This window comes from Halobacillus litoralis (assembly GCF_004101865.1).
Taxonomy (GTDB): Bacteria; Bacillota; Bacilli; order Bacillales; family Halobacillaceae; genus Halobacillus; species Halobacillus litoralis_A.
On sequence record NZ_CP026118.1, the window covers coordinates 903,095 to 926,567 of the forward strand.

The following is a 23,473-nucleotide window of genomic DNA, read 5'->3' on the forward strand; positions in this document are numbered from 1 at the left end:
TTCATTCGATTCAATTTTCAAACTCCTCAGCTTACATGTGCTTGATTTTCGCTATATACTTTGTGTCCATCTGTCGTTGTGATTTTTCTGAACTCAGATAGTAAATGGTTTGTAACAACACCTGGTCTGCCATCGCCTACTTTGCGTTGATCGACTTCCACAACAGCGATGACTTCGGCGGCTGTTCCAGTCAAAAACACTTCATCCGCAACATATACGTCGTGACGTGTAAACGGTTGTTCCTTGATGTTGTAGCCTTTCTCTTCTGCCAAATCGATGATCGCGTTTCGTGTAATTCCTTCTAGAGCTCCTAAATAAGTAGGGGGAGTTAGGATCGTACCGTTTTTAACGATGAAAATGTTATCGGCGGATCCCTCTGTCACATACCCTTGATCATTCATCATGAGGGCTTCATCCACTCCTGCTTGATTGGCTTCCATTTTCACAAGAATATTATTTAAATAATTTAATGATTTCACTTGTGGTGGTAATACGTCCGGGCGGTTCCTCCGGCTTGAAACCGAAGCGAGTCGGACACCGCGTTCATATAATTCTTTCGGGAATAAAGAAAGTGCTTCAGCAATGACAACCAAACGAGGCTGTGCGCAGCTGGCTGGGTCAAGACCCAAATTGCCGGCTCCTCTGGAAACTACTACGCGAATATAGGCCGTTTCCAACTGGTTACGTCGGACCGTTTCCGCAATAATTTCTTCCAGTTCCTCCTTGTCATATGGGATATGAAGCATGATTGATTTCGCAGAGTCATATAGGCGACCCAAGTGTTCTTCGAGTTTGAATATATTGCCTTCGTATACACGAATGCCTTCGAACACCCCGTCTCCGTATAAGAAACCATGATCATAAACGGAAACGACTGCCTCTTCTTTTCTCACATATTCGCCGCTCAGGTAAATCCATTGGCTGCTCATTCTCAGCACTCCTTTCTTTTATAGTTTAATGTTGGAAATGATTAAAGATTCATTAAGAAAATGTGGACCCTGGCAGTATGCACTCTTACATTTTCAGGGTCCCAGTCAGGTCTTTCCACATGAACCAACGTCCCGATTTGTTGCAATCGATTTGGTTGATTGAGGACTACTTTAAACCGATTCTCACAGAAGGTCAACAGGTTTTAAGTAAATTTTCTGAACACTCCGATTATTCACTGAATTCGTTAAGCGCTTACATGCTTGAGACGCTTGGCTTACAGGATTTCAAGCGTAGTTATTTTTTTCTTTTTTATCTTAAATTCACAGACTTTTGCTGGACCTTTTTCTCTGAAACAGCACAGAAAAAATCTCTTATCATCAGATAGAGATTAGTTAAGTGATTTTATCATTTAGTCAGTACCTTCCCTCTAAAGTATGCACATTCATAAAGAAGGAAACATATTAGTAGGAGTACTATCAGCACAGATATAGTAAAGAGAAGTTGTATAGACGCGGTTCAGATAGCTCTTCTCACCTTCAAAATGAGTACTTTTTAAAGCAAATTTCAGGTTATTCATCTTAATTTTTGACGTGCAGACTTTCTTGTAATCATAGGATTCTTTTTTCTACATGGTCATTCGCCCTTCCATAGTATCCTTACTCGACATAATTTGTGGTATAGGACAAAAAAGGTGGTGAAAGATATGGGCTGTGGTTACGGTGGCGGTTATGGCGGCGGTTATGGCGGCGGTAGCACTTTCGTTTTGATCGTTGTATTGTTCATCCTTTTGATTATTGTAGGAGCTTCTTTCTACAACTAATCTGAACCAATCTGTGAGCCAACTTTACCCGTAATGGTTCACTAATAAAGCGCTGGTGTCCTATGAGGCATCTTCGCTTTTTTTAAAAAGAGCAAATTAAAAGAACCAGAGGCACTCACCACCTTCTGGTTCATTGTTCGTTCTTTTCATAAAATAAAGAATTCTATAATGCGATTGTTTTTGTAGTATAGGAATGGTTATAATACCAATGAGACATATGTAGAGAACATTTTTCTACCTGTAGTATGTCTCCCTCTTTCAAAGTCAGAGCTATTGCTCTGGCTTTTTTTGTATCGGAAATCAGAAAAAGACATCTTAAGAGGACTTTTGGCACGCCCGACATTGGACATTCAGCAGAAGCCCACTACTTCATGTGCTTAAACTCGTCTACCCGTCAGGATGTTCAGTTTTCGTTCTTTATTATAACTATATAGCGATACACTTTTTTTCAAGGGACCTGACTTCATTCTTAAGCAGTCCGCCATGACGAAAGCCAGAGGGGCGTCCTCCGGCTTGAAATATTTCTATCCTTCTAACGCAGTTTCCCTTTGATACTCCAAGTTGATTATGGTTTGCTCGAGTTCCGGTAACGTCATTTCATCCGTACGTTTTCCGCAAGCATCTTCCGTATATCCGAAGTACCTCAATCGATCGATCAGTAAGTGCCTGTCCCTCTCCAATGGCGAATAGGAAGACATGAGCATCTAATCAACTCCTGAACAAAGATTTGTATATTAATAAGTTCTTTCTACTCTCTTCCCGGAAAATCCTTCTTTTAAGCTGATGTTATCAGGAAAATATTAGAGAGTAACACAAACACCTTGTTCCTTTTCTGCAGGTTTAAGACAAAACTTACCCTTGATGTCCTTTATCAGAAATACCCAAACAAAAAAGCTGCCCCAAAGGACAGCCTTTACATGTTCATACGTTTCCGAAAAACTTTTCAGCCTTTTCCAAAAAAGGCTCCTGTTCCGGAGTCATTTCATATTCTTCCACAATTGCGTCAACGGGACAAACGGACACACATGCCCCGCAATCTATACATATGTCTGGATTAATGTAATATTGGTCTTCCCCTTTTTCAATACAGTCGACTGGACAGACTTCCACACATTCGCCTGCTTGTTCACCTTGACATGGTTGTGTAATGACAAATGCCATAAATACCTCTCCCTGTTTTTATAGATTATCCCTAGTGTCTCTAATGAACAGGTATGTTGTCAACGTAGAACGAAAAGGACTTGCCCGCTACGCCTACGTCTATGATCCACCGTACGCCCATGCATAAAGCCGAAAGCCAGGCTAAGCAACAGAAAAAAAGGCATTTGGGGCCTCGAAGGCTATGTGACAGAAGACGGTTTCCGAGCACAAGGCCCAGAAACCGAAGAACCCCTCCTCCTTCCTATAATGGCGAACTGCCATACGCCCCTGATGGTCCAGACCGGGATTGTAGAGAGTTCTCAAGCCAAGAAGAAGCTCAAGCCTTTTATGAGGCAGCGGCGGACCTGATGCCGATCCCCATCGTCTTGATGGTAGTGATAACGATGGAAGCGTCTGCGAGAGCTTATAAACTTATTGTTTATCTTCAATGGATAACGGAAATATGATTGTAAAGAAAGGAGAGTTTCCATGAAAAAACAACACGACGACTCTCATATTGGTTCTACAGAAATCCCCGTACCTTCAAAAGTGGAGACAAGTGAAAAACATAAGGACTTGAAAGCTAAACTTTTACATGAAACACAGGAATACCTCGATATTGAAGAAAACCGTGCAGCATTTGCTAAATTAGCTGAAATTTTCGATACCGTCTATTCTTTGACGGAACATCACGGTGCCAGTATGACTGAGTTGGAACTGATGCACCAAAAATGGCATAAAGAAAACCTCAAAAAAGATTGACCATCTTCACCATCGGCAAAAGAAGATGTCCACGCAGGACATCTTCTTTTTTTAGTCGATTGGATCTGCTGCTTTACCATGGCGGATGACATCATGGATCGCCATGCCATCACTTGGCTTCCCGTCCCCATTCCGATATGGAAACAAGGAGAAAAAAATGAAATACATAGAGAAGTATGAATATTGATAGAAAAATAAATCGGCAGGAAGAACTCCTTGGATAATGAGTAAATTCAGCAATAATATCATCATCATATTAAAAATACTGCCCGCCATATAAATGGAAACATGCGCCCAAGTTTTATTGTAGGAAAGCTTTTCATATTGACACCAGCCTTCCATGAAATACATGCGCCTAACTTCCAACGGACCAATATCAAATAACTTCTTTCCCGTACCAATACAAAATTTGATTTTACCTCCGAACACCCTAGCGACAAAAACATGGCCAGCCTCGTGTACTAAAGTAACCAGCGGTAAAATGATAAAGAAATTTATGATAAACATCGGGATATCGTTTAAAGTGAACATACGGGGACCTCCAGCTCAAATGTGATTTTATGTTTGCTAGACTCTACATACCCCACTCTAACATTATATAACCATAATAATTTCAGGTTGCTAGAAGCGACCTGGTAATGAAAGCCCGCCCCCATCACTTTTTCCCACTAATAATTACATTTACTTTCCAATTCTGCGTACATTCAGCTCTTGCATCCAATCACATGTAAGTGGCTATGGAATTTATTCTTTAACGATTCCGTCCTCTATCAATCTTTCTTTTTCATGCAAAGAGAAATTCCCTGGGCTCCAATCAGCTAAATTTCCTTTCCCTTCACTGATCTCCCCACCCACTTCATAAATACTAGCGTATAAGAGATTTTGTAATATTATAACAACCGCTCTATGGTTGTTTCCCCGCTTCAAATCGATTATCATGGGAATAGCGATTTTTTTTAAAGAGGAGCGTATTTATGAAACGATCCATTTACGGATTGACGTTTGAACAACTGACTGATTGGATTACGGAGCACGGTGAGAAAAAGTTCCGTTCAAAACAAGTGTGGAACTGGCTCTACCAAAAGCGCGTGACAGACTTTTCGCAAATGAAAAATGTTAACCAGTCCTGTATCGACCTTCTTGATGAACACTTCACGATCGAAACGTTATCAGAAGAGATCAAGCAAGAGTCGACTGACGGAACGGTTAAATTCTTATTTAAATTGGACGATGGAAATATAATTGAAACTGTCCTCATGCGTTTCAACTATGGTCTTTCCGTTTGTGTAACGACACAGGTCGGCTGTAACATCGGCTGTTCCTTCTGTGCAAGTGGTATCTTGAGCAAGAATCGTGACTTATCAAGCGGTGAAATCGTCGAACAAATCATGCAAGTGCAGCAGCACCTGGATAAACAAGGCAAGGACGAGTGTGTCAGCCACATTGTTGTCATGGGAATTGGCGAACCATTCGATAACTATGAGAACTTGATCGACTTCCTGAAGGTCGTCAATGATAAACAAGGGCTCTCCATCGGTGCTCGTCACATCACTGTTTCTACAAGTGGTATTGCACCGAAAATGTACGAATTCGCGGACGAAGGCATTCAGATCAACCTTGCCCTATCCATTCACGCTCCGAACAACGAGTTGCGTACAAAAATCATGAAAATCAATCGTGCCTATCCATTGGAAAAACTGATGCCGGCCATCGATTATTATTTAGAAAAAACAAACAGAAGAATCACCTTCGAGTATATTCTGCTCAAGGATGTCAACGATCACAAAAAAGAAGCCGAAGAGCTGGCAGACTTGCTGAAGGATAAGCGACACCTTTCCTATGTCAACTTGATTCCATACAACCCGGTCGCGGACAACCCATACGAGCGAAGTGAAAAAGAAGCCATACTCACGTTCTATCAAACCTTGATGGACCGTGGTATCAGATGTGGTGTCCGTACCGAACACGGAACCGACATCGATGCGGCATGCGGTCAGCTTCGCAGTAAGCAGATCGAGAAAGAAAAGGCGCGTAAAAAGAAAGTTCTTCCAAGCAACTGAATTAAATGATTTCCTTAACGACAAAGAAAGCATGAGGCACTGGCCTCATGCTTTTTTATACGGAACCCTTTTCTTCTATAGTTTAAGACTCATTCTTCTATGATGGGGTTCGTTCATTCCATGTTGAATGGGGGGCTTTGAAATGACGAGACTCCCGCGGGAGAAGGATCTAGGCGAGACCCCGTAGTGAGTGACAACGAGCGAAGAGGCTTGCCAGTTCCCCCGCAGGAAAGCGAGTTGTTTCAAAGCCACCCCTACACCATTTTCGGTAACGAACCCCATTATCTCGGAACCCAGTCTTCAACAATCCTGCCATTGGATTGTAGAAGTTCCCAAAAATTATATCAAATCGATGATCTACCTGCTATAATCAATCTACCAAGATGAGGAAGCTTACAATCGTTTCATATCACGAATTTGAAGGAGTAAAAAGTGAAAAGACATCTATTAAGTGAGAGGACGGCATATTTTTTGACCGCACTCTCCATCTATGTCGTTTTATTTGGTGGGATTATCATATCCGGGTGGATATCCGGAGTTGAATGGTCAGATTACTGGATCGATTTTTCGTGGAATATGCTGAATACGGAAGAACTTAAGGACATCGTCTTGCTGAAAGAATAGTCAACAAAAAAAGCCCTCCTCTTGGCTTTACGATCAAGAATCATCCATTACCCGACTCCCATATAAACGAGCGCTGGCGCTTTGCTCATCGTTCCAGTTCATTCATTTTTTAAAAAATAAAGGACTACTATAACTTTACCATATGGCATATGAAAACAAGCATCTTCAAAACTGAAGATGCTTGTTTTTGTCTTCTACTATTTTAATGAACTACGCCAAATATTCATTACGATTCCTTTTCATTCTTTTCAAGGAAATACTTGATTCCTGCGACCGTTCCGATTCCCAGAAGTGCATATTGAAGTCCGATGATTGTGGCAGCAGGTGTGATTCCATTTTGCCAAAAAGCGAAGGCAATTCCTAAAATCACAGCGATAATCGGAATGAAACGGTTAGGCACCCGTTTCGTCTGACGAATGGCATACAATAAGACGGCTAAACCAGCATAAGGTGTAAAATCAGTTAGAAAGTCCATGGTTTACTCTCCCTTGTCTATATTTAACACGAACCGCTTCTTTATTAGTTTATTATCCAGGACGTTCATCAAGTACTCGAATTCTAACAAAAGATATATGTATGGACTGTCAGCCGCGAGTGAATATTAACTTAGTAATCCGGGCCCATATAAAAAACACAGCTCCCGGGTTTTGGAAGCTGTGTTTCATTGATCCTTTCATACCACTGTTTTCGTATTCAAAGCCTGTTCTACTTCCACAAAATTCATATCATGGGCTTCCGCCACTTGCTTGTATGTCACATGGCCGTTTACTGTATTCACCCCTTTAAGTAAAGAAGGTTGATCAAAGCAAGCTTTTTCAAACCCTTTATTCGCAATCTGAACAGCGAAAGGAATCGTTACATTCGTCAAACCGACGGTAGATGCCCGTGGGACAGCTCCAGGCATATTCCCGACGGCATAATGGACGATCCCATGTTTCACATATGTTGGGTCATCATGGGTCGTGACATGATCGATAGTCTCGACGACTCCGCCCTGGTCAACTGCCACATCGACTATCACCGATCCTTTACTCATCGCTTTAACCATTTCTTCCGTTACTAGTTTCGGAGCTTTTGCTCCCGGGATGAGGACCGCTCCTATCAACAAGTCCGACTCTTTCACTGCTTCGCTCAGATTGAGTGGATTAGACATCAACGTATTGACAGATGTTCCAAAAATATCATCGAGTTGCCGGAGCCTTTCTGGATTCAAATCAATGATCGTCACATCAGCTCCTAATCCGATGGCGATCTTAGCTGCATTTGTACCCACGACTCCTCCACCGATGATCGTCACCTTCCCCCGCTTCACGCCAGGGATCCCGCCTAACAAAATCCCTTTTCCACCATGAGTCCGTTCCAAAAATTGTGCTCCCTTTTGGGCAGCCATCCTTCCTGCAACTTCACTCATTGGTGTCAATAGTGGCAGAAGACCATCATTGGATTGAACTGTCTCATAAGCAATAGCAACGACTTTTTTCTGCTCCAATGCTTTCGTCAATTCTTTGTCTGCAGCTAAGTGGAGAAAAGCAAATAATATTAATCCCTCATAAAAATAAGTGTACTCTTCCTTAATCGGCTCTTTCACCTTCATCACCATCTGCTGGGCCCAGGCTTCTGCAGGAGAATCCACTATGGTTACTCCTACCTGCTCATATAGCTCATCCATAAAACCTGACCGTTCTCCAGCATTTTTTTCTAAGAAAATCCGGTGTCCCTGTTGGATGAGAGTCAACGCACCCGCCGGGGTGAGGGCCACCCGATTTTCGTTGTTTTTTATTTCTCTGGGTACTCCAATTCGCATGATCTGTGCCCTCCAGCTACTTAGATTGTATGGATTCCATCGACTAGTGTATCCAGTAAGAAGTTCACGTCCTCATCTTCAATGGTCAGTGGTGGTGCGAGTGTGAGCACATTATTAAAGCCGGCCACTGTCATACCATTTTTACCGATGATGATGCCTTCTTCTTTACAATAGCCGATTACTTGATTGACTTTAGCAGTGTCCAGCGGCTTTTTGGTCTGTTTATTTTCCACCAGCTCGATACCGATCAAGAGTCCTTTCCCACGAATATCTCCAATATTTTCATGTGCTTGAAGGCGGCTATTCAACTCGCTTCTGATTTCATCTCCCAATTGTTCCGAGCGGGCGAATAAATTTTCTTTTTCCATGATTTCAATATTTTTCAGAGCGACCGCACAAGCAGCCGGGTGCCCGCCAAAAGTATTGATATGACGGAAAAAGTCATAGGTTTCGTCCCCACAAAAAGCTTCATAAACCTCCCTCTTCACAGCTGTCGCGGACAATGGCAAGTAGGCACTCGTGATCCCTTTAGCCATTGTGATAATGTCTGGTTTGACACCGTAATTCATAAATCCGAACGGCTTGCCCGTCCGCCCGAACCCGCAAATGACTTCATCGACGATTAATAAAGCGCCATGGCGTTCACAGATTTCTTTTACTTCTTTCATATACTGTTCAGGGGGGACAATGACGCCGCCTCCTGTAATGATTGGTTCCATGATGACACCAGCAATGGATTCACTTTGCTCCCATGTCATCACTTGATCAATTTCCTTTGCCCCCCATCGATCAACTTCACTATGATCGTTACGGTATTCATCAGGTGGAGAAACGTGAAGGAAACCAGGCCCGAGCGGTTCATATTTATACTTCCGCTGTGCTTGACCGGTCGCTGCAAGCGCGCTCGTAGAATTCCCGTGATACGAGCGGTAGCGGGAAATGAATTTGCTGCGGTAGTGATCTCCTTTTTGCTGATGGTATTGGCGAACCATTTTGAATGCCGCTTCATTCGCTTCTGATCCACTGTTCGAAAAGAAAACTACATAATCATCGCCCAGAAGTTGATTGATTTTCTCCCCGAGCTGGATGGCAGATTCATGACTTTGTGTCAAAGGCATATAAGCTAATTCCTTCAGTTGATCAAAGGCAGCTTGCGCCAGCTCTTCCCTGCCATAACCGATATTCACACACCATAATCCCGACATAGCATCCAAGTATTTATTTCCGTCCACATCTGTAATCCAGGATCCCTTTGCGCTTTTAGCCACCATCGTATCATCAGGAGAATAGGGTTTCATTGAGTGCCACACATATTTTTCATCTTTCGCAAGCATTTCATTTTTCACATCAGCTTTTGTCAACGGAGAGCCCTCCCTTATGGGTTTAAGGTGTTATTTTTTGAATTATCTTAATTATCTAATATTTACAAGTAACTTTCATTAGACATTGTGTCAAACCTTAATAATTCAACTTACACATAATGACAACACTTAAGAGAGGACTGTTTCCTTCAAAGGTTTCAGATTACGCAATCGATTAACCTTATGATAAGCTTGCTTTAAGAAACGAATAAATCAAAGGAGCCCGCCATGAACATTCATTTCACTGAACTTAAAGCACCTGATCCATCGATCATAAACGCATTTAACCGATGGGAGAACGACCCGAGGTTAGTACCTTTAACGCGTCCTAACAAAAGCAATAAAGAAATAGAAGGAAACAAACTCATCACAATAGACGACTTAACCGATCGTCTAAAGAACCACCCCACTTATCTCATTTACTCCGATGATAAACTGGTTGGAGAAATGAATTACATGGTCGATCCACCTCACCTATATAAAAAAGAACCGGATACTGCCTGGATAGGAATTACGATCGGGGAGGAAGAAGGCCGCGGCAAAGGGATCGGATACCATGCAATTCAATATTTAGAACAACAAATCGAACAGCATGGGCTAAAACGCATTGAACTCGGCGTGTTTGAATTCAATACCCAAGCGCAAAAGCTGTACCAAAAGCTAGGGTACAACGAAATCGGCCGTATTCCTGAATTCACCTATTGGAATCAAAGACTGTGGTCCGATATTCGTATGGAAAAAAGATTCGACAGCTGAAAGTGTATTAGAGGAGAGTCATTCAAAAAAAACACTTATTCTAAACGAATAAGCGGCGGTTACTTTTATTCTTTTATTGATAGACGGTTTGCTGGTATTCGTGGGCTAGTAGGGCAAATTCGATGACCTGTCTTTTCTCAGGTGCCATAAAGTCTGCACCTAAAAGCTTTTCTAACTTCTCCAACCGGTGATAGAGTGTTTGCCTGACTACAAATACTTTGCTCGCCGTCTCTTTTTTCGAACCGTTGCAGGCCAAATACACCCTCAAAGTTTCCAAAAGATTGGCCTTATGGTCCTCGTCATACTTGATGATCGGTTCTAAATACTCTTGGACCAGCCCCTCCAGGTTACTATGTTTATGTACAAGGGAGATCAACCGATACATATGCATATCTTCATAAAAATACTTTTGATGATCTGGCGGTAATTTATCCTGGATGGTAAGCGTCTCTTGTGCAGTCTGGAAGCTTTCATGCAGCCGGTCAAGTTCTTTTACGAATTTTCCACCTGCTACTTGAAATGACGTAATGCTGGAATCATTGAGAAGACTGATTTTCTCTAATCTTTTTATTCCTTTTTCAATCCTTGGCTTCCAGTCCTCTTCCCCTTTTTTATTTAACAGGATGAATGTCAGTAAATGGCGTTTTTCCACAGGAAAAACAAAATAGCCATTCTGGTCAAAGATGTTATGGATAAGCATATTCAAATAGGTGATATCCGGATCGATTTTCTGCCCTTCAGCCATGTTCAGTTTAACGTTCAGAACGACCGCACCCGTAATCGTTTGGTTGATTTTATAAACCGCGAGATGATGCTTGATTTCTTCGTGATCATGCTCGCCTTGAAGCCATTGGATGAGCCATTCTGTTTCCCTTGCCTTTCTCTTTTCTTCCGTGTAAAGTTCACGCAGCAGATATTGAGCAAGAGCAGTTGCCGTGCGGTCCAATAACAGTGACTCAAACTCTCCGAATTCACGCTTGTAGGTAACCAAATAGATTGTGGCAAACTCACGTTCAAATACTTGCACCGGCTGTTTCAATACACGTTTGGCAGGACATCGATCAGGATTATTCAAGCGGGCCAGAATACTCTCCCTCTCTTTTTCCCTTAAAGCCGGAATCGTCACGACTGTATGATCTTTTGCAATATAAACAAGCTGGCAATTTATGTACTGCTGTAAATTTTTCAGGATTTCAAAATGGTTGTCGATCGACAGCAGCCTTTTATTCAGGCGCTGTGAGTAATCCTCGAGATTTGAAATCAATTCATACTGCTGATTGATCAAATCCGCATGAATGTCCTGGGTAATTTCCACAAAAGACACTTCCTCTTCAAATACGATAATAGGAAAGTCGTTCTGGTCAGCAAGTTCTTTCGCTTCAGCTGAAATATCATTGATGAAGCTGCCTAGTTCAATACAGATGCCGGCGACTTTACGTTTGATGAGCTGATCCAGGAGAGTAAGGAAAAGTTCTTCATCATCTTTCCACCCAAAACCTGTCGACAGCACCAATTCTCCACCTTTGAGGTTCCCCCTGACCTCAATCATTTCGAAGACGTGCACCCATTTCACAAGTTTGTCGATCCCCTCTTGCCCAGCCACAACCCGCGCAGATTCAAAGTGCTTTCTTTCCAAAATGTTTCCAATCGAAACGCGATACTTCATTGAAATACCCCTCTTCAAAGGTACTATAAAATTTCAGAAAAATCTAATATATTGTGAGATAATATTACATAACTGGAATTAACCAGGCTGACTTTAATTGTTCAACAAGACTGCAGATGGATCGGGAACCCCTCAAATACATAGAAAAAGAGAATCAGACTCAGCTGATTCTCTTATCCACTGCCTATTGTACTTTTTGTTTTTTCTGTTGCTGTACGAGAATGGTAGAAAAATATTTCCGTGCATCCGGATGAAGAATGTGCAGCATCTCCCGCTTACTCCGATCCGGATCGCTTCCCTGGTATTCGAATTCCAGAAAAGCACCGCTCAAATTTTCCGTCACACCTTTAATGATGTAGCCCTGTTCGAGCAAGAAATCGATTTTTTCCCGCTCCGCCTCAAATTCGCGATAGGATGACATAGTTCTCCCCCTCTATTTTTAGGCATCCGCTTTGGTAGCTGCGGTTTCGGTGCCTGTTTTCTTCCCGAGTTTTTCTTCCGTGAACCCTTCACCGATATGCCAGTCTCTTCCTACAGTGATTCCGAGATACTGATCATCATCCGGTGTTTCGATTTCAGCCTGCGGGTGTTTCTTGAAATACCAGTACTTCGCTAAAAGATAATAAGATAAAGCACCGATTCCAAATCCTACAAAAAATGAGTAGGTGCTGAACGTGTACGCGAAGACACTCCCTATCACCCAGGAAATAATCCCCGCCCAGTTGATGCCTCCATCATAACGGAACTGTCCGCCGCTTTTATAAAGGTCATAGACATTCATTCTTCTTTTTCTCAATAAATAATAATCGGCAAAAATGATCCCTACAATCACAGAGAGGATCGCTGCAGCAATTAATAAGACAGGAATCAAAAGATTGAAGATGCTCCACGGCTGGATCACTGTCCCGACAAGTCCAGCAATGAAAACACCGGCCCAGAACGGAAGCTTCGGGCCACCTACATTGGAGAAAATGGTAGCGGCAGGGACGATATTAGCGGAAACGTTCGTCGACCATTGTGCCAAGACGATCATTAACAATAAAATCCCTAAAACTAAACCGCTTGCCGATTCCTGCAAGGCCACTACTGGGTCAAAGTTCGAAACAGCAATATAAGAAACGGCACCAAGCACTACGATGAACGTTTGGGTCAGTGGCAAGCCGACTAAACTACCGACCATCGCACCTTTGTTCCGCTTAAACCAATTCCTTTCGTGTTTAGGAGCTTTGATAAAACGGGAAATAGATGAAATATCAGCAGCCAGCGTCGCCCAGTAGCCCATATTACTGACAACGACGACAACAAAGGCTGTAAAAGCGGCTCCCCCCGTGACAGGGCTCTCCACCCATGCCCAAATATCCTTGCCCTGACCGGAAGCTGTTCCAGCCAAATTGAAGTACATCCAAACCCCGATAATAATGATGATGGGTGCTGCCAAATCAGCGAATTTCTCGACGGCCTTGATACCCAGTGCAGTGTTGAATAATTGGAATAAAGCAAAAAGGACATAACATATGAACCAATTATCAAAGCCTGTCAAAATGTTCAAAATCCCATTGATTGCCGTGGATCCGAAGAATGTGTTGATCCCGAACCACATCGAGGCTGCTACACCTCTGACAATAGACGGAAAATGCGTACCTAAAGTTCCAAACGGAGCCCTCATATAGACAGGAAATGAAATCCCGTGTTCAATACCTATATCTGCAGTCAATGTAATGGCAAAACCTATTAATAAAGTTCCCAGTAACGTACCGAGAACCACCCAAATAAGCGAAATGGACTGAACACCTGCACCACCAATGGCAAAAGCAGCTAACACAACAGCCATCCCGACCCACATAAATGTAAAACCTAATGTTCCAATCTTCTTCTCATGATGAGGAATCGGCATGAGGTCAGGTGACATCAAATGGTTATCTTTTTTGTCCATAGACAGGAATCCTCCTAATGATACCTATAATTTTTTTAAGCATCCGCAAGGTTTTGTTTGGTCAAAACCTTGCGTGCCTATTATCTATCTCTGGCTTTTGGACATTGGTGGGACTAGTTTTGGTAAAGTTCTTCCTGAGAGGTTTTCAATTCGCCGAACCGGGCTCGTTTCAAATATTGGCCGGAGCCGAGCTTACCGACGAATTCTTTATCACGGATGACATATTCTCCACGGGATAGGACGCTGACCGGCTGGCCCGTCACTTCCATTCCTTCAAATGGATTGTAGTCTGCCGCCATGTGGCTCGTTTCTACAGAAATCGTTCGTTCGATATTCGGGTCAAAGATGATAAGGTCCGCATCAGCACCTACACTGATCGTTCCTTTCTGCGGAAAAATCCCGAACGTTTTTGCAATTCTGGTCGAAGTGATATCAACAAACTGATTCAAACTGATTCTTCCTTTTTTCACCCCTTCGGAGAAAAGGATACTCATGCGATCTTCGATAATCGGGCCCCCGTTCGGAATCTTTGTGAAATCCCCTTTCCCTAAATCCTTTTGTCCTTTGAAATCAAAGGAGCATTGATCGGAGCCGAGCGTCTGCAGTTCACCTGTTTTCAGTGCGTTCCAAAGTACTTCCTGGTTCTTTTTCTCACGCAGTGGTGGTGACCATACGTATTTCGCCCCTTCAAAGTTCGGCTTTTCTAAATAGGATTGATCAAGGACTAAATACTGCGGGCACGTTTCACCAATCACGTGGTAGCCTTTTTTCCTTGCTTCCGAAATTTCTTTGACTGCGTCTTCACAGGAGACGTGGACGACATAAAGCTGGGAATCCGCTAGACCTGTCAGCTGTGCTGCACGGCCCGTCGCTTCTCCTTCTGCTTCAGGAGGACGCGTCAAGGCATGATAAATCGGATCGGTCTGTCCTGCGTCGAGCGCCTTCTTCACTAGGTGATCGATGACATCACCGTTCTCAGCATGCACCATGACCAGCGCACCGAGTCTTTTCGCTTCTTCCAAAGTACGGAATAAGGTTTCATCATCCGCTTGGAAGACGTTCTTGTATGCCATGAACACTTTGAATGAAGTGATCCCCTCATCTTCAATGACACTAGGAAGCTGTTCAAGCACACTATCGTTCATTTCACTGATCATCAGGTGGAAACTATAATCGATGACGGATTTATCTCTCGACTTCGCATGCCACTGATCGATGGAATTTTGCAGGGGCTTCCCTTTGTTCGTCAAGCAAAAATCGATGACGGTCGTGGTGCCGCCGTGCGCAGCAGCAATCGTTCCTGTTTCAAAGTCATCCTTACTGACCGTTCCGCCAAACGGCATCTCCAAGTGAGTATGCGGGTCGATCCCGCCTGGGAAAATGTAATGGCCTTTCGCATCGATGACTTCTGCTGATGGGTCTGAGAGGTCTTGACCTATCAGAGCGATCTTTTCATTTTCGACCATGATATCCGCTTTGTACGTGTCTGCAGCCGTGACAATGAGTCCATTTTTAATGATTTTTTTCATCTTAACCCTCCATTTGGATTTATTTGATTAAATCTACATCACAAGAAGCTGAGGCTCCGATGGCGGCTTGTCTTTCATTCCATGTCATCGGAGGTTTGCCATTCGCATATTCCACCATATCGATCGCACCGTCGACCGGACATACGATCGAACAGAGATTGCACCCGACACAATCTTCTTCGCGGACTTTCAAGATGTCATTTCCATCCGCATCTTTCAGCATATCGATGCACTGGTGCGATGTATCTTCACAAGCGATGTGGCACTTATTACAGTTGATACACACATCATTATTGATTTTGGCGACGACTTGATGATTAAGGTCTAAATTACCCCAATCCGAATACTTCTCAACCGATTTGCCGACAAGATCCATCACCGAATCGATGCCCTTCTCATCTAAATAGTTATTCAATCCATCCTTCATGTCTTCAACAATGCTGAAGCCATGATGCATAGCTGCTGTACATACTTGAACACCAGTGGCGCCCATCAACATGAACTCGACAGCTTCCCGCCAGCTTGATACCCCGCCCATCCCGGAGATAGGTACATTGATTTTAGGATGACGGGCACACTCAGCCACCATGTTAAGCGCAATCGGTTTAACAGCAGGACCGCAATAACCTCCGTGCGCTCCTTTTCCAGCGACATTCGGGATCGTATCCCATGTATCGATATCCACTCCTGCTAAACTATTGATCGTATTGATCATACTGACTGCGTCTGCGCCGCCATTGACAGCAGCTTCAGCAGTAAAGGTAATGTCTGTTATGTTCGGGGTAAGCTTAACGATCACTGGTGTTTCAGCGACTTCTTTCGCCCACATCGTCTGTTTTTCAACAAGGTCAGGTACTTGTCCAGAAGCAGCCCCCATCCCACGTTCCGCCATCCCGTGCGGACAGCCGAAGTTGAGTTCTAACCCATCGACACCTACATCTTCGACCTTCTTGACGATTTCATGCCACTTCTCCTGTGTGGGTTCTACCATAAGTGATGCGATGATGGCATGGTTTGGAAATCGTTTTTTCGTTTCATAAATTTCTTTCAAGTTGACTTCCAATGGACGGTCGGTGATCAATTCAATATTATTGAAGCCCGCCACATTTTTTCCGTTAAAATCAACTGCAGCGAAACGGGACGATACGTTCAAGATCGGCTCGCCCAATGTTTTCCACACGGCGCCGCCCCAACCTGCTTCAAAAGCCCGTTGCACCTGGTACCCCGAATTTGTCGGAGGAGCCGATGCTAGCCAAAAAGGATTGGGTGATTTTATGCCTGCAAGATTCAAACTGAGATCAGCCATATAGAAATGCCTCCTAGTAAGTATTTATTAAATAGTTGCGGTCGGTGCTGGAGCAAGCTGTTTATGGATGGCCATTGCAACCTCTTTCCCTTGCTGCGCAGCGGTTACGACCATCGCTTCTCCTTGCCCTTTGGCGAAAATGACATCCCCTGCTGCATAAACGTCCGGGTTCGACGTCTGCAATGTTTCCGGGTTCACTTTTACGACGCCGCCATCATGTTCCAGTCCAAATCCCTCTATTAAATCAGAATAACGTGTCTGGCCGATCGCTTTGACTACAGCATCAACTTCCATGACAAATTCCGAGTTTTCCACTGGTGCAGGTCGGCGTCGTCCATCAGCATCCGGCTCACCAAGTGCCATCTTCACACATTTGAGATGGGTGACCTTTCCGTTCTCATCCCCTATGATCTCTACTGGTTGAGTGAGCCAATTGAATTCAACATCATCCTGTTTCGCGAAATCATATTCGAATTCGTAGGCTGTCATTTCCTTCACTGTACGACGGTAGACGATTTTCACATCGACTGCACCTTTTCGAGCGGCACACGTCGCTGCATCAATGGCGGTATTACCAGCACCCACGACCACTACTTTCTTCCCAAGTAATTCCTCCGTGATCGGTCCGGATTTCGTGCTTTTCACGAACTCAATCGCATCATGGACACCTTCAAGATTTTCTCCTTCAATGCCGAGCATCGGAACATTCCCCATACCGACTGTAAGTACAGTAGAATCAAATTCTTCTGCAAGCTCTTCAAATGTTACATCTTTCCCCACTCTCGTATTGGTCCGGATTTCGACATCCAATTGTTTAACCTGATCGACTTCCCAACGGGAAATATCCTGAGGAAGGCGGAACGATACAATTCCATACGTGTCTAACCCGCCAGCTTCTGCTTCGGCTTCAAAGATTGTCACATCATATCCGAAGCGTGCCAGTTCCCGAGCAGCGGATAACCCTGCCGGTCCTCCCCCGACGATAGCTATTCTTTTTCCATTCTTTTCACCAGGTTCGAATAGCAGTTGCTCATTTTTTATCGCCCAATCCGTAGCAAAGCGCTGCAAATCGCCGATGACGATCGGCTCTGTAGAATGGTTCAGTACGCAGGCGCCTTCACACAATTCCTCTGTCGGACAGACACGGGCGCAAGTCGCTCCGACAGGATTTGATGACATGATTGTTGTTGCAGACCCTTTCAAGTTGCCGGAAGCGATTTTCTTAATGAACTTAGGAATATCAATCCCTGTAGGGCAGGCCTGGATACATGGCGCATCATAACAATACAAACAGCGATTAGACTCTTCCATAGCTTCTTGAGCATTCAGACCATCGTGCACTTCCTCAAAATTCACTTTCAAGTTTTCTAAGGATATTCCTTTACTTTTTAACGTGGTCAATGCAATGAACCTCCTTTTTATAGCTGCAAACATGGAGATACCAGGATAACTCCAGCAAAGTTAAGCGAGAAATAAGTGACTGCTTGGTCTTCCTACAAAACGATCATATGTTTTACCCATCGGTACTCGATGATTCAAGATGCTTGACCTCATAAGAAAATCATCAAGCTTCCTTTGGCATCCAATCAAACAGCTACTCCCGTTACACTTGCAGAAAAGCACTGTATGAATACAGGACCGAATCAAATTTCTAAATAAAAAAGTTCCACATAGAGAAAAATAATATATATTTTCCTTTGCTCTATGCAGAACTTCTACGTGTGTCTGGGTTTTCTGTTACGGAAGCAGCTCTCCCATTTTCTCGTACGTTTCCGGACGGCGATCGCGATAGAACTGCCACGTATCCCGAACTTCCCGAATGAACTTCTTGTCCATTTCCCCGATAATCACTTCATCTTTGTCTCGGCTGGCTGTTGCGACAAAGTTTCCGCGTGGGTCCACAAGGTAAGACTGACCATAAAACTCGCCCATGTTCCAAGGCCCTTCATAACCGACACGATTGATTGCTCCTAAATAGTAACCATTGGCCACAGCATGTGCAGGCTGCTCCAGCTTCCATAAATATTCAGATAAACCTGCTACAGTTGCGGATGGATTGAAGACGACTTCCGCTCCGTTCAGACCGAGGACTCTTGCACCCTCTGGGAAGTGGCGGTCATAACAAATGTACACACCGACTTTCGCAAATGCCGTATCAAATACAGGGTAGCCCAGGTTGCCAGGTTTAAAGTAAAATTTCTCCCAGAATCCATATCCCTTGTCCCCTACACCGACCTGAGGAATATGGTGTTTACGATACTTTCCAAGATAGGATCCATCGGCATCGATCACTGCTGCCGTATTATAGTAAGTTGCGATTCCTTCTCTTTCATAGATTGGCAGAACGATTACGACCCCAAGTTCTTTCGCCAGCTGCTGGAAACGGATGGTCGTTGGACCGTTCGGAATTTCTTCCGCAGCTTCATACCATTTGGAGTTCTGCTCAGAACAAAAGTATGGGCCATAGAAGATTTCCTGAAGACAAATGATTTGAGCACCTTTGTCTGCGGCTTCTCTTACCAGTTTGATATGTTTTTCAATCGATTGTTCTTTATGAACGTCCACGGGTTCATTGCCATCCACATCGTGAGAAGCTTGAATCAAGCCAATTTGCACTTTATCGGACATCTCATTTCCTCCTTATGTAGCGTTCTATTTTGTTTACTCGCACGTTTGCTCCTTCTAAAACATTTTCCCCAAAAAATGTTTCCCCTTTTTTCAACACCTCCTTAAGTTTTTTCGCAATATACAGAATATTTTGTAATTTAATCTATACTTTACACTAATTTTATAAAATTGCCATTATACATTTTGTAAAATGTTTTTTTATACGTTTTTGCGTTTTGTAAAAGAAATATTTGAAATGGTGGGATTTCCTTGTAGGGTGAGGATAGGAGAAAAGCTGAAAATCCCATTCAGGATTTCAGCTTTCCCGATAAGATCAAAACCAGCGTTGAGTAAGCATTTTCCGCTTCGTATAGAAATTGAGGCCATCTTTTCCATTGGCATGGAGGTCGCCATAGAACGACTTTTTGTTTCCGGAGAACGGGAAGAAAGCCATCGGTGCTGGTACATTGACGTTCACACCTAACATGCCGGCATCCATCTCTTCTCTGAATTGCTGGACCGCTTTCCCGCTGGATGTGTAGAGGACAGCACCATTGGCAAACTCGGATTTATTAGCCGTTTCAATCGCTTCATCTAAGGTTTCAGCACGGACAACACTGAGAACGGGGGCGAAAATTTCATCTTTCCAAATCTTCATATCTTCTGTCACATAGTCAAAAATCGTTGCACCAAGGAAGTAGCCCTCTTCATTTTCTCTTAATTCAACTCTTCCATCGCGGACGAGTTTCGCGTTTTCCCCTTCGCCTGCTTCAATATAACCAAGCACACGTTCTCTATGAGATTCGCGAATCAATGGCCCGAGACTCGTTTCTTCCTCCAAGCCGTTTCCGACGTTAAGCTGATCAGCAGCTTCTTTCAATTTAGCAACAAGATCATCGGCAACATCTCCTACAGCCACAACTACGGAGCATGCCATACACCGTTCCCCTGCACTGCCGAATGCTGCATTGATGATCCCATCTACAGATTTATCCAGGTTGCAGTCAGGTAAGACGATCGAATGGTTTTTTGCACCTGCAAGAGCCTGCACGCGTTTGCCATGGTCTGCTGCCGTTTTGTAAACGTACTCCGCAACAGGCTGGGATCCGACAAAAGAAATGGCGTCGACATCTTCATGTTCAAGCAATCCATTAACGACATCGTGAGCACCATTGACTATATTCATGACACCCTTAGGAAGCCCTGCTTCGTGCAATAGCTCCACAAGCATCTTCGCTAAAATCGGCGTACGTTCTGACGGTTTTAAAACGAATGTATTTCCACAAACTAATGCAAGCGGGAACATCCATAATGGCACCATCATCGGAAAGTTGAATGGCGTAATTCCCCCTACGACTCCAACGGGATAACGGTACATTCCAGAGTCGATTCCCTCTGCAATATCTGGCAGGACATCCCCCATCATCAGACTTGGTGCGCCAGCGGCAAACTCTACACACTCAATGCCCCGCTGTACTTCACCTGTCGCATCCTTTATCGTTTTTCCATTTTCCTGTGATAGGGCTCTTGCTAACTCCTCACGGTTTTCCATCAGGAGCTGATGGTACTTGAACATGATTCGCGCACGTTTCGGTACCGGGGTCTTTTTCCAACCCTTGAATGCTTCCCTCGCGGATTGGACTGCTTTATCTACATCCTCTTTTGATGAAATCGGAACTCTGGCAATTATTTCTCCTGTAGCGGGATTGGGCACTTCCTCCACTTGCCCTTCTTCAGACGCAATCCATTCTCCATTAATGAAATTCTGAATGACCACCTGATTCGATTTTGAGAAAGTTGTCTCCATTTTATTCACCTCAATTGGTAGATTCTGTTTCTGAACACCTTCAAATATATTATAAATTCAGAATATTTCAACATCAATGGACGAAATGTCAAATGAATGGAGACTAAAATTGACAGTATGACCTTTATCAGGGTGAAAACCTCTCAAAGGGGCATGCTAAACCTTGATGACTTTTTACATAGGAGGTAGAAAATGTCGAACAAAAAGAAAGAAATCCAGCCAAAACAGCATCAGGAACGACAGCCCGGCTTTGAGTTTGAAATGAAACCTCTTCCCGAGTTTGTTGACGAAAATTATCATGGAAGCGGCAAGTTAGAAGGAAAAGTCGCTGTAATTACTGGAGGGGACAGCGGCATCGGCAGGGCTGTGAGTCTCTCCTTCGCCAAAGAAGGAGCCGACATAGCCATCATCTATTTAGATGAGCATGAAGATGCGGAAGCTACCAAACAACTCGTAGAAGCGGAAGGTAGAAAGTGTTTGTTGATCAACGGCGATCTAGCAGATCCTGACTTTTGTGAAGGGGCGGTCGATCAAGTCATCAAAAGCGTCAAAAGAATCGATGTGCTCGTGAATAACGCTGCCGTGCAATACCCACAAAAAAATTTCGCGGACATTACGAACGAGCAGATGGAAAAAACATTCCGCGTGAATTTCTTTTCTTATTTTTATATGGCAAAAGCCGTGCTCCCTCATTTGAGGAAAGGGAGCACCATCATCAACACCTCTTCAGTGACCGCATATGAAGGAAATGAACAACTGATTGATTATTCTTCAACGAAAGGTGCCATCACTGCTTTTACAAGATCGCTCGCTAAATCGTTAGTCAGTAAAGGAATCAGGGTGAATGGTGTCGCTCCTGGTCCGATATGGACACCACTGATTCCGGCAAGCTTCGATAAACAGAAAGTCGCTGAATTCGGATCCGACAATCCGATGGCACGTCCAGGTCAGCCAAGGGAAGTGGCTGGGGCATTCGTTTATCTTGCTTGTGATGATTCAAGTTATGTTACCGGGCAGATGATTCACGTAAATGGCGGAGTGGCCGTCAATGGATAAACATTCTCTTTCCTATTAAAAAAAAGATAAAAGCGAGCTTCCGTGAATTGGTAGCTCGCTTTTATCTTTTTTACGAATTGATTCCCACTCCCTCTCCTACGGTTCTGATGAAACAGGCCATGACTAAAGGAAAACCGTGTTATAATGGACCAGAAAGGATGGTGTAGGCAATGGTCCAGAGTTATTGCCACTGCTTCAGCAATCAAGAAGAAATCGATCACGGGGTCGCAACTCAAAAATCCTACCTTGCGTATGCTGTTCTCAATGGCAATAAGGGAGCGGTTGAGTTCAGTTTTCGTACAAGCTATGTTGATAATCCTTCCCAATCCACAAAAACAAAGTTTTATCATGTATCCGATGCATTTGAAGACGATCAGACCACACCAAAAAAAGTGAGAATACACAGTAAAAGTCCTTTAGCCCAGGACAATCAACAACCGGAGGAAAAGCCCTTCCTGCGTAACACTGACCTTTATTATTCCTATACGATCAATCTTCCTTTACATAAGTTTCGTTGTTTGCACGACAATGCTGATGATTATCATAGGACAATTTCTTCAAAAGAGCTTTTTGATGAAATGAAAGCCATCTATGCGAATATCTTCAAAGTAGATGTTTCTGAAGTGGGTGGCGATGATTTTTCAGTTCTTATCGATTGATGATTATTGGCTTTCTTTTTCCAGACCAGTGCTCTCGGTAAACTTTTATAAAATGAATGATTCCTTTTATATAAAGGTAATCTCATACCAGAAGTAAGCACCTGCAATCATGGAGCATGTTAACAGACCTTCCTTCAGTTTTCTGTGGATCGGAATAAAACTGAGCATGAAATCAACACTCAGAGCTGCCGAAAATAAACATACGCAGAGAACCAGAAGTTTTGCGGCCAGCACATTGGATTGTGAATGAATTAATTGTTGGATGGTGTAGCTGATAAAATCCATATTGTGACTCCCCCGATTATCGGTTCATGATAAATGATACAGCTGTACCACAAGGTTTACATTCTAACAGGACATTCGGGGTACTTTTATTCACAAATGTAATTCTGCGATGATTCATGGTTCCAGCACAACATTCACACTCATAATCAAGCGTCTGTTCGATTACTTCCAGGTATACTTCTACATTCGATATCACTTTACATTAGCTCCTCTTTACCTTTTACTACTATTTTCGACAATTTTTTCGTATCTTGAACTTTTTGCGGATTGATTTCTCCGATAATGAACGTTTTCAGTTCTTTTTACCTCGTCCTTTTTACCTAATTCCAGCTAATGGCAGATTTAACTAGTTTAAGTACAGCGAAAAA

The 23,473-nt window shown here is 43.4% G+C and carries 25 protein-coding genes; 8 read left to right on the forward strand and 17 right to left on the reverse strand.

All coding sequences use genetic code 11. From position 1 onward, the window contains the following. Positions 1 to 26 precede the first annotated feature (26 nt). Entirely contained in the window at positions 27 to 929 is a 903-nt protein-coding gene (gene ilvE / locus HLI_RS04500; protein ID WP_128523413.1) for a branched-chain-amino-acid transaminase, read from the reverse strand. Positions 930 to 1,048: 119 nt separating this feature from the next. Between ilvE and HLI_RS04505 the strand changes: the two genes are divergently transcribed. Next, positions 1,049 to 1,315, forward strand: a complete 267-nt coding sequence (locus HLI_RS04505; RefSeq protein WP_128523415.1) for a hypothetical protein — start codon at positions 1,049 to 1,051, stop codon at positions 1,313 to 1,315. Between the two features lie 318 nt (positions 1,316 to 1,633). Then, positions 1,634 to 1,750: a YjcZ family sporulation protein gene (locus HLI_RS04510; protein WP_128523417.1), complete on the forward strand. Its 117-nt coding sequence runs from the start codon at positions 1,634 to 1,636 to the stop codon at positions 1,748 to 1,750. Between the two features lie 524 nt (positions 1,751 to 2,274). Here the strand turns inward: HLI_RS04510 and HLI_RS04515 are convergent. Both HLI_RS04515 and HLI_RS04520 read right to left on the reverse strand, forming a co-directional pair. Beyond that, positions 2,275 to 2,454, reverse strand: a complete 180-nt coding sequence (locus HLI_RS04515) for a hypothetical protein (protein WP_128523419.1) — start codon at positions 2,452 to 2,454, stop codon at positions 2,275 to 2,277. A 217-nt stretch (positions 2,455 to 2,671) separates the two neighbouring features. Next, positions 2,672 to 2,911 carry a ferredoxin family protein gene (locus tag HLI_RS04520; RefSeq protein WP_128523421.1) on the reverse strand — a complete coding sequence of 80 codons (240 nt, stop codon included), beginning with the start codon at positions 2,909 to 2,911 and terminating at the stop codon, positions 2,672 to 2,674. Positions 2,912 to 3,379: 468 nt separating this feature from the next. Here HLI_RS04520 and HLI_RS04525 point away from each other — a divergent pair, with 468 nt between their 5' ends. Then, on the forward strand, positions 3,380 to 3,652 hold the full coding sequence (locus HLI_RS04525; protein ID WP_128523423.1) for a nucleoside triphosphate pyrophosphohydrolase family protein: 273 nt from the start codon (positions 3,380 to 3,382) through the stop codon (positions 3,650 to 3,652). A gap of 51 nt (positions 3,653 to 3,703) precedes the next feature. Here HLI_RS04525 and HLI_RS04530 read toward each other — a convergent pair whose 3' ends face one another. Further along, positions 3,704 to 4,183 carry a site-2 protease family protein gene (locus tag HLI_RS04530; RefSeq protein ID WP_128523425.1) on the reverse strand — a complete coding sequence of 160 codons (480 nt, stop codon included), beginning with the start codon at positions 4,181 to 4,183 and terminating at the stop codon, positions 3,704 to 3,706. A gap of 443 nt (positions 4,184 to 4,626) precedes the next feature. Here HLI_RS04530 and rlmN point away from each other — a divergent pair, with 443 nt between their 5' ends. After that, positions 4,627 to 5,712 carry a dual-specificity RNA methyltransferase RlmN gene (rlmN, locus tag HLI_RS04535; RefSeq protein ID WP_128523427.1) on the forward strand — a complete coding sequence of 362 codons (1,086 nt, stop codon included), beginning with the start codon at positions 4,627 to 4,629 and terminating at the stop codon, positions 5,710 to 5,712. Between the two features lie 432 nt (positions 5,713 to 6,144). Continuing rightward, positions 6,145 to 6,336, forward strand: coding sequence for a hypothetical protein (locus HLI_RS04540; RefSeq protein ID WP_128523429.1), 192 nt, complete (start codon positions 6,145 to 6,147; stop codon positions 6,334 to 6,336). A 226-nt stretch (positions 6,337 to 6,562) separates the two neighbouring features. Here the strand turns inward: HLI_RS04540 and HLI_RS04545 are convergent, their stop codons facing one another. The 3 genes from HLI_RS04545 to HLI_RS04555 form a co-directional block, all read right to left on the reverse strand. Next, positions 6,563 to 6,811: a phage holin family protein gene (locus HLI_RS04545; protein WP_128523431.1), complete on the reverse strand. Its 249-nt coding sequence runs from the start codon at positions 6,809 to 6,811 to the stop codon at positions 6,563 to 6,565. A gap of 198 nt (positions 6,812 to 7,009) precedes the next feature. Then, positions 7,010 to 8,140, reverse strand: a complete 1,131-nt coding sequence (ald, locus tag HLI_RS04550; protein WP_128523433.1) for an alanine dehydrogenase — start codon at positions 8,138 to 8,140, stop codon at positions 7,010 to 7,012. 20 nt (positions 8,141 to 8,160) lie between these two features. Then, entirely contained in the window at positions 8,161 to 9,501 is a 1,341-nt protein-coding gene (locus HLI_RS04555; RefSeq protein ID WP_128523435.1) for an aspartate aminotransferase family protein, read from the reverse strand. Between the two features lie 228 nt (positions 9,502 to 9,729). Between HLI_RS04555 and HLI_RS04560 the strand changes: the two genes are divergently transcribed. Next, positions 9,730 to 10,257 (forward strand): GNAT family N-acetyltransferase, encoded by a 528-nt coding sequence (locus tag HLI_RS04560; RefSeq protein WP_128523436.1) that lies wholly within the window; start codon positions 9,730 to 9,732, stop codon positions 10,255 to 10,257. Positions 10,258 to 10,330: 73 nt separating this feature from the next. On the opposite strand, the gene HLI_RS04565 is transcribed toward HLI_RS04560, so the two are convergent. The 8 genes from HLI_RS04565 to HLI_RS04600 all read right to left on the reverse strand — a co-directional run bounded on the left by HLI_RS04565 (position 10,331) and on the right by HLI_RS04600 (position 21,105). Next, positions 10,331 to 11,923: a PucR family transcriptional regulator gene (locus tag HLI_RS04565; protein WP_128523438.1), complete on the reverse strand. Its 1,593-nt coding sequence runs from the start codon at positions 11,921 to 11,923 to the stop codon at positions 10,331 to 10,333. Between the two features lie 184 nt (positions 11,924 to 12,107). Beyond that, a complete protein-coding gene (locus HLI_RS04570; RefSeq protein ID WP_128523440.1) occupies positions 12,108 to 12,344 on the reverse strand; it encodes a hypothetical protein in 237 nt (78 codons plus the stop codon). A gap of 18 nt (positions 12,345 to 12,362) precedes the next feature. Next, the gene (locus HLI_RS04575) at positions 12,363 to 13,856 is read right to left on the reverse strand and encodes an NCS1 family transporter (protein ID WP_128523442.1); all 1,494 of its coding nucleotides are present in this window, start codon (positions 13,854 to 13,856) and stop codon (positions 12,363 to 12,365) included. Positions 13,857 to 13,969: 113 nt separating this feature from the next. Continuing rightward, positions 13,970 to 15,385, reverse strand: coding sequence for a dihydropyrimidinase (hydA, locus tag HLI_RS04580; RefSeq protein ID WP_128523444.1), 1,416 nt, complete (start codon positions 15,383 to 15,385; stop codon positions 13,970 to 13,972). A gap of 19 nt (positions 15,386 to 15,404) precedes the next feature. After that, on the reverse strand, positions 15,405 to 16,691 hold the full coding sequence (preA, locus tag HLI_RS04585) for an NAD-dependent dihydropyrimidine dehydrogenase subunit PreA (RefSeq protein WP_128523446.1): 1,287 nt from the start codon (positions 16,689 to 16,691) through the stop codon (positions 15,405 to 15,407). Positions 16,692 to 16,718: 27 nt separating this feature from the next. Further along, the gene (locus HLI_RS04590) at positions 16,719 to 18,092 is read right to left on the reverse strand and encodes an NAD(P)-dependent oxidoreductase (RefSeq protein WP_241655934.1); all 1,374 of its coding nucleotides are present in this window, start codon (positions 18,090 to 18,092) and stop codon (positions 16,719 to 16,721) included. Positions 18,093 to 18,428: 336 nt separating this feature from the next. Next, entirely contained in the window at positions 18,429 to 19,319 is an 891-nt protein-coding gene (locus HLI_RS04595; RefSeq protein ID WP_128523450.1) for a nitrilase-related carbon-nitrogen hydrolase, read from the reverse strand. A gap of 313 nt (positions 19,320 to 19,632) precedes the next feature. Continuing rightward, positions 19,633 to 21,105, reverse strand: coding sequence for a CoA-acylating methylmalonate-semialdehyde dehydrogenase (locus tag HLI_RS04600; RefSeq protein WP_128523452.1), 1,473 nt, complete (start codon positions 21,103 to 21,105; stop codon positions 19,633 to 19,635). A 192-nt stretch (positions 21,106 to 21,297) separates the two neighbouring features. Here HLI_RS04600 and HLI_RS04605 point away from each other — a divergent pair, with 192 nt between their 5' ends. Continuing rightward, entirely contained in the window at positions 21,298 to 22,161 is an 864-nt protein-coding gene (locus HLI_RS04605; protein WP_128523454.1) for an SDR family oxidoreductase, read from the forward strand. 170 nt (positions 22,162 to 22,331) lie between these two features. Next, entirely contained in the window at positions 22,332 to 22,820 is a 489-nt protein-coding gene (locus HLI_RS04610; RefSeq protein ID WP_128523456.1) for a hypothetical protein, read from the forward strand. Between the two features lie 66 nt (positions 22,821 to 22,886). Here HLI_RS04610 and HLI_RS04615 read toward each other — a convergent pair whose 3' ends face one another. Then, positions 22,887 to 23,105, reverse strand: a complete 219-nt coding sequence (locus tag HLI_RS04615; RefSeq protein ID WP_128523458.1) for a hypothetical protein — start codon at positions 23,103 to 23,105, stop codon at positions 22,887 to 22,889. Positions 23,106 to 23,121: 16 nt separating this feature from the next. After that, the gene (locus tag HLI_RS04620) at positions 23,122 to 23,301 is read right to left on the reverse strand and encodes a hypothetical protein (protein ID WP_128523460.1); all 180 of its coding nucleotides are present in this window, start codon (positions 23,299 to 23,301) and stop codon (positions 23,122 to 23,124) included. Positions 23,302 to 23,473: the final 172 nt, after the last annotated feature.

Excerpts from the sequence above, each read along its gene's own strand:
- HLI_RS04545 (WP_128523431.1), bottom strand. The coding sequence starts at position 6,811 with ATGGACTTTCTAACTGATTTTACACCTTATGCTGGTTTAGCCGTCTTA.
- preA (WP_128523446.1), bottom strand. The coding sequence starts at position 16,691 with ATGGCTGATCTCAGTTTGAATCTTGCAGGCATAAAATCACCCAATCCT.
- ilvE (WP_128523413.1), bottom strand. The coding sequence starts at position 929 with ATGAGCAGCCAATGGATTTACCTGAGCGGCGAATATGTGAGAAAAGAA.
- HLI_RS04575 (WP_128523442.1), bottom strand. The coding sequence starts at position 13,856 with ATGGACAAAAAAGATAACCATTTGATGTCACCTGACCTCATGCCGATT.
- HLI_RS04570 (WP_128523440.1), bottom strand. The coding sequence starts at position 12,344 with ATGTCATCCTATCGCGAATTTGAGGCGGAGCGGGAAAAAATCGATTTC.
- HLI_RS04520 (WP_128523421.1), bottom strand. The coding sequence starts at position 2,911 with ATGGCATTTGTCATTACACAACCATGTCAAGGTGAACAAGCAGGCGAA.
- HLI_RS04525 (WP_128523423.1), top strand. The coding sequence starts at position 3,380 with ATGAAAAAACAACACGACGACTCTCATATTGGTTCTACAGAAATCCCC.
- ald (WP_128523433.1), bottom strand. The coding sequence starts at position 8,140 with ATGCGAATTGGAGTACCCAGAGAAATAAAAAACAACGAAAATCGGGTG.
- HLI_RS04595 (WP_128523450.1), bottom strand. The coding sequence starts at position 19,319 with ATGTCCGATAAAGTGCAAATTGGCTTGATTCAAGCTTCTCACGATGTG.
- hydA (WP_128523444.1), bottom strand. The coding sequence starts at position 15,385 with ATGAAAAAAATCATTAAAAATGGACTCATTGTCACGGCTGCAGACACG.
- HLI_RS04510 (WP_128523417.1), top strand. The coding sequence starts at position 1,634 with ATGGGCTGTGGTTACGGTGGCGGTTATGGCGGCGGTTATGGCGGCGGT.
- HLI_RS04605 (WP_128523454.1), top strand. The coding sequence starts at position 21,298 with ATGTCGAACAAAAAGAAAGAAATCCAGCCAAAACAGCATCAGGAACGA.
- HLI_RS04565 (WP_128523438.1), bottom strand. The coding sequence starts at position 11,923 with ATGAAGTATCGCGTTTCGATTGGAAACATTTTGGAAAGAAAGCACTTT.
- HLI_RS04615 (WP_128523458.1), bottom strand. The coding sequence starts at position 23,105 with ATGGATTTTATCAGCTACACCATCCAACAATTAATTCATTCACAATCC.
- HLI_RS04600 (WP_128523452.1), bottom strand. The coding sequence starts at position 21,105 with ATGGAGACAACTTTCTCAAAATCGAATCAGGTGGTCATTCAGAATTTC.
- HLI_RS04530 (WP_128523425.1), bottom strand. The coding sequence starts at position 4,183 with ATGTTCACTTTAAACGATATCCCGATGTTTATCATAAATTTCTTTATC.
- HLI_RS04515 (WP_128523419.1), bottom strand. The coding sequence starts at position 2,454 with ATGCTCATGTCTTCCTATTCGCCATTGGAGAGGGACAGGCACTTACTG.
- rlmN (WP_128523427.1), top strand. The coding sequence starts at position 4,627 with ATGAAACGATCCATTTACGGATTGACGTTTGAACAACTGACTGATTGG.
- HLI_RS04505 (WP_128523415.1), top strand. The coding sequence starts at position 1,049 with ATGAACCAACGTCCCGATTTGTTGCAATCGATTTGGTTGATTGAGGAC.
- HLI_RS04560 (WP_128523436.1), top strand. The coding sequence starts at position 9,730 with ATGAACATTCATTTCACTGAACTTAAAGCACCTGATCCATCGATCATA.
- HLI_RS04610 (WP_128523456.1), top strand. The coding sequence starts at position 22,332 with ATGGTCCAGAGTTATTGCCACTGCTTCAGCAATCAAGAAGAAATCGAT.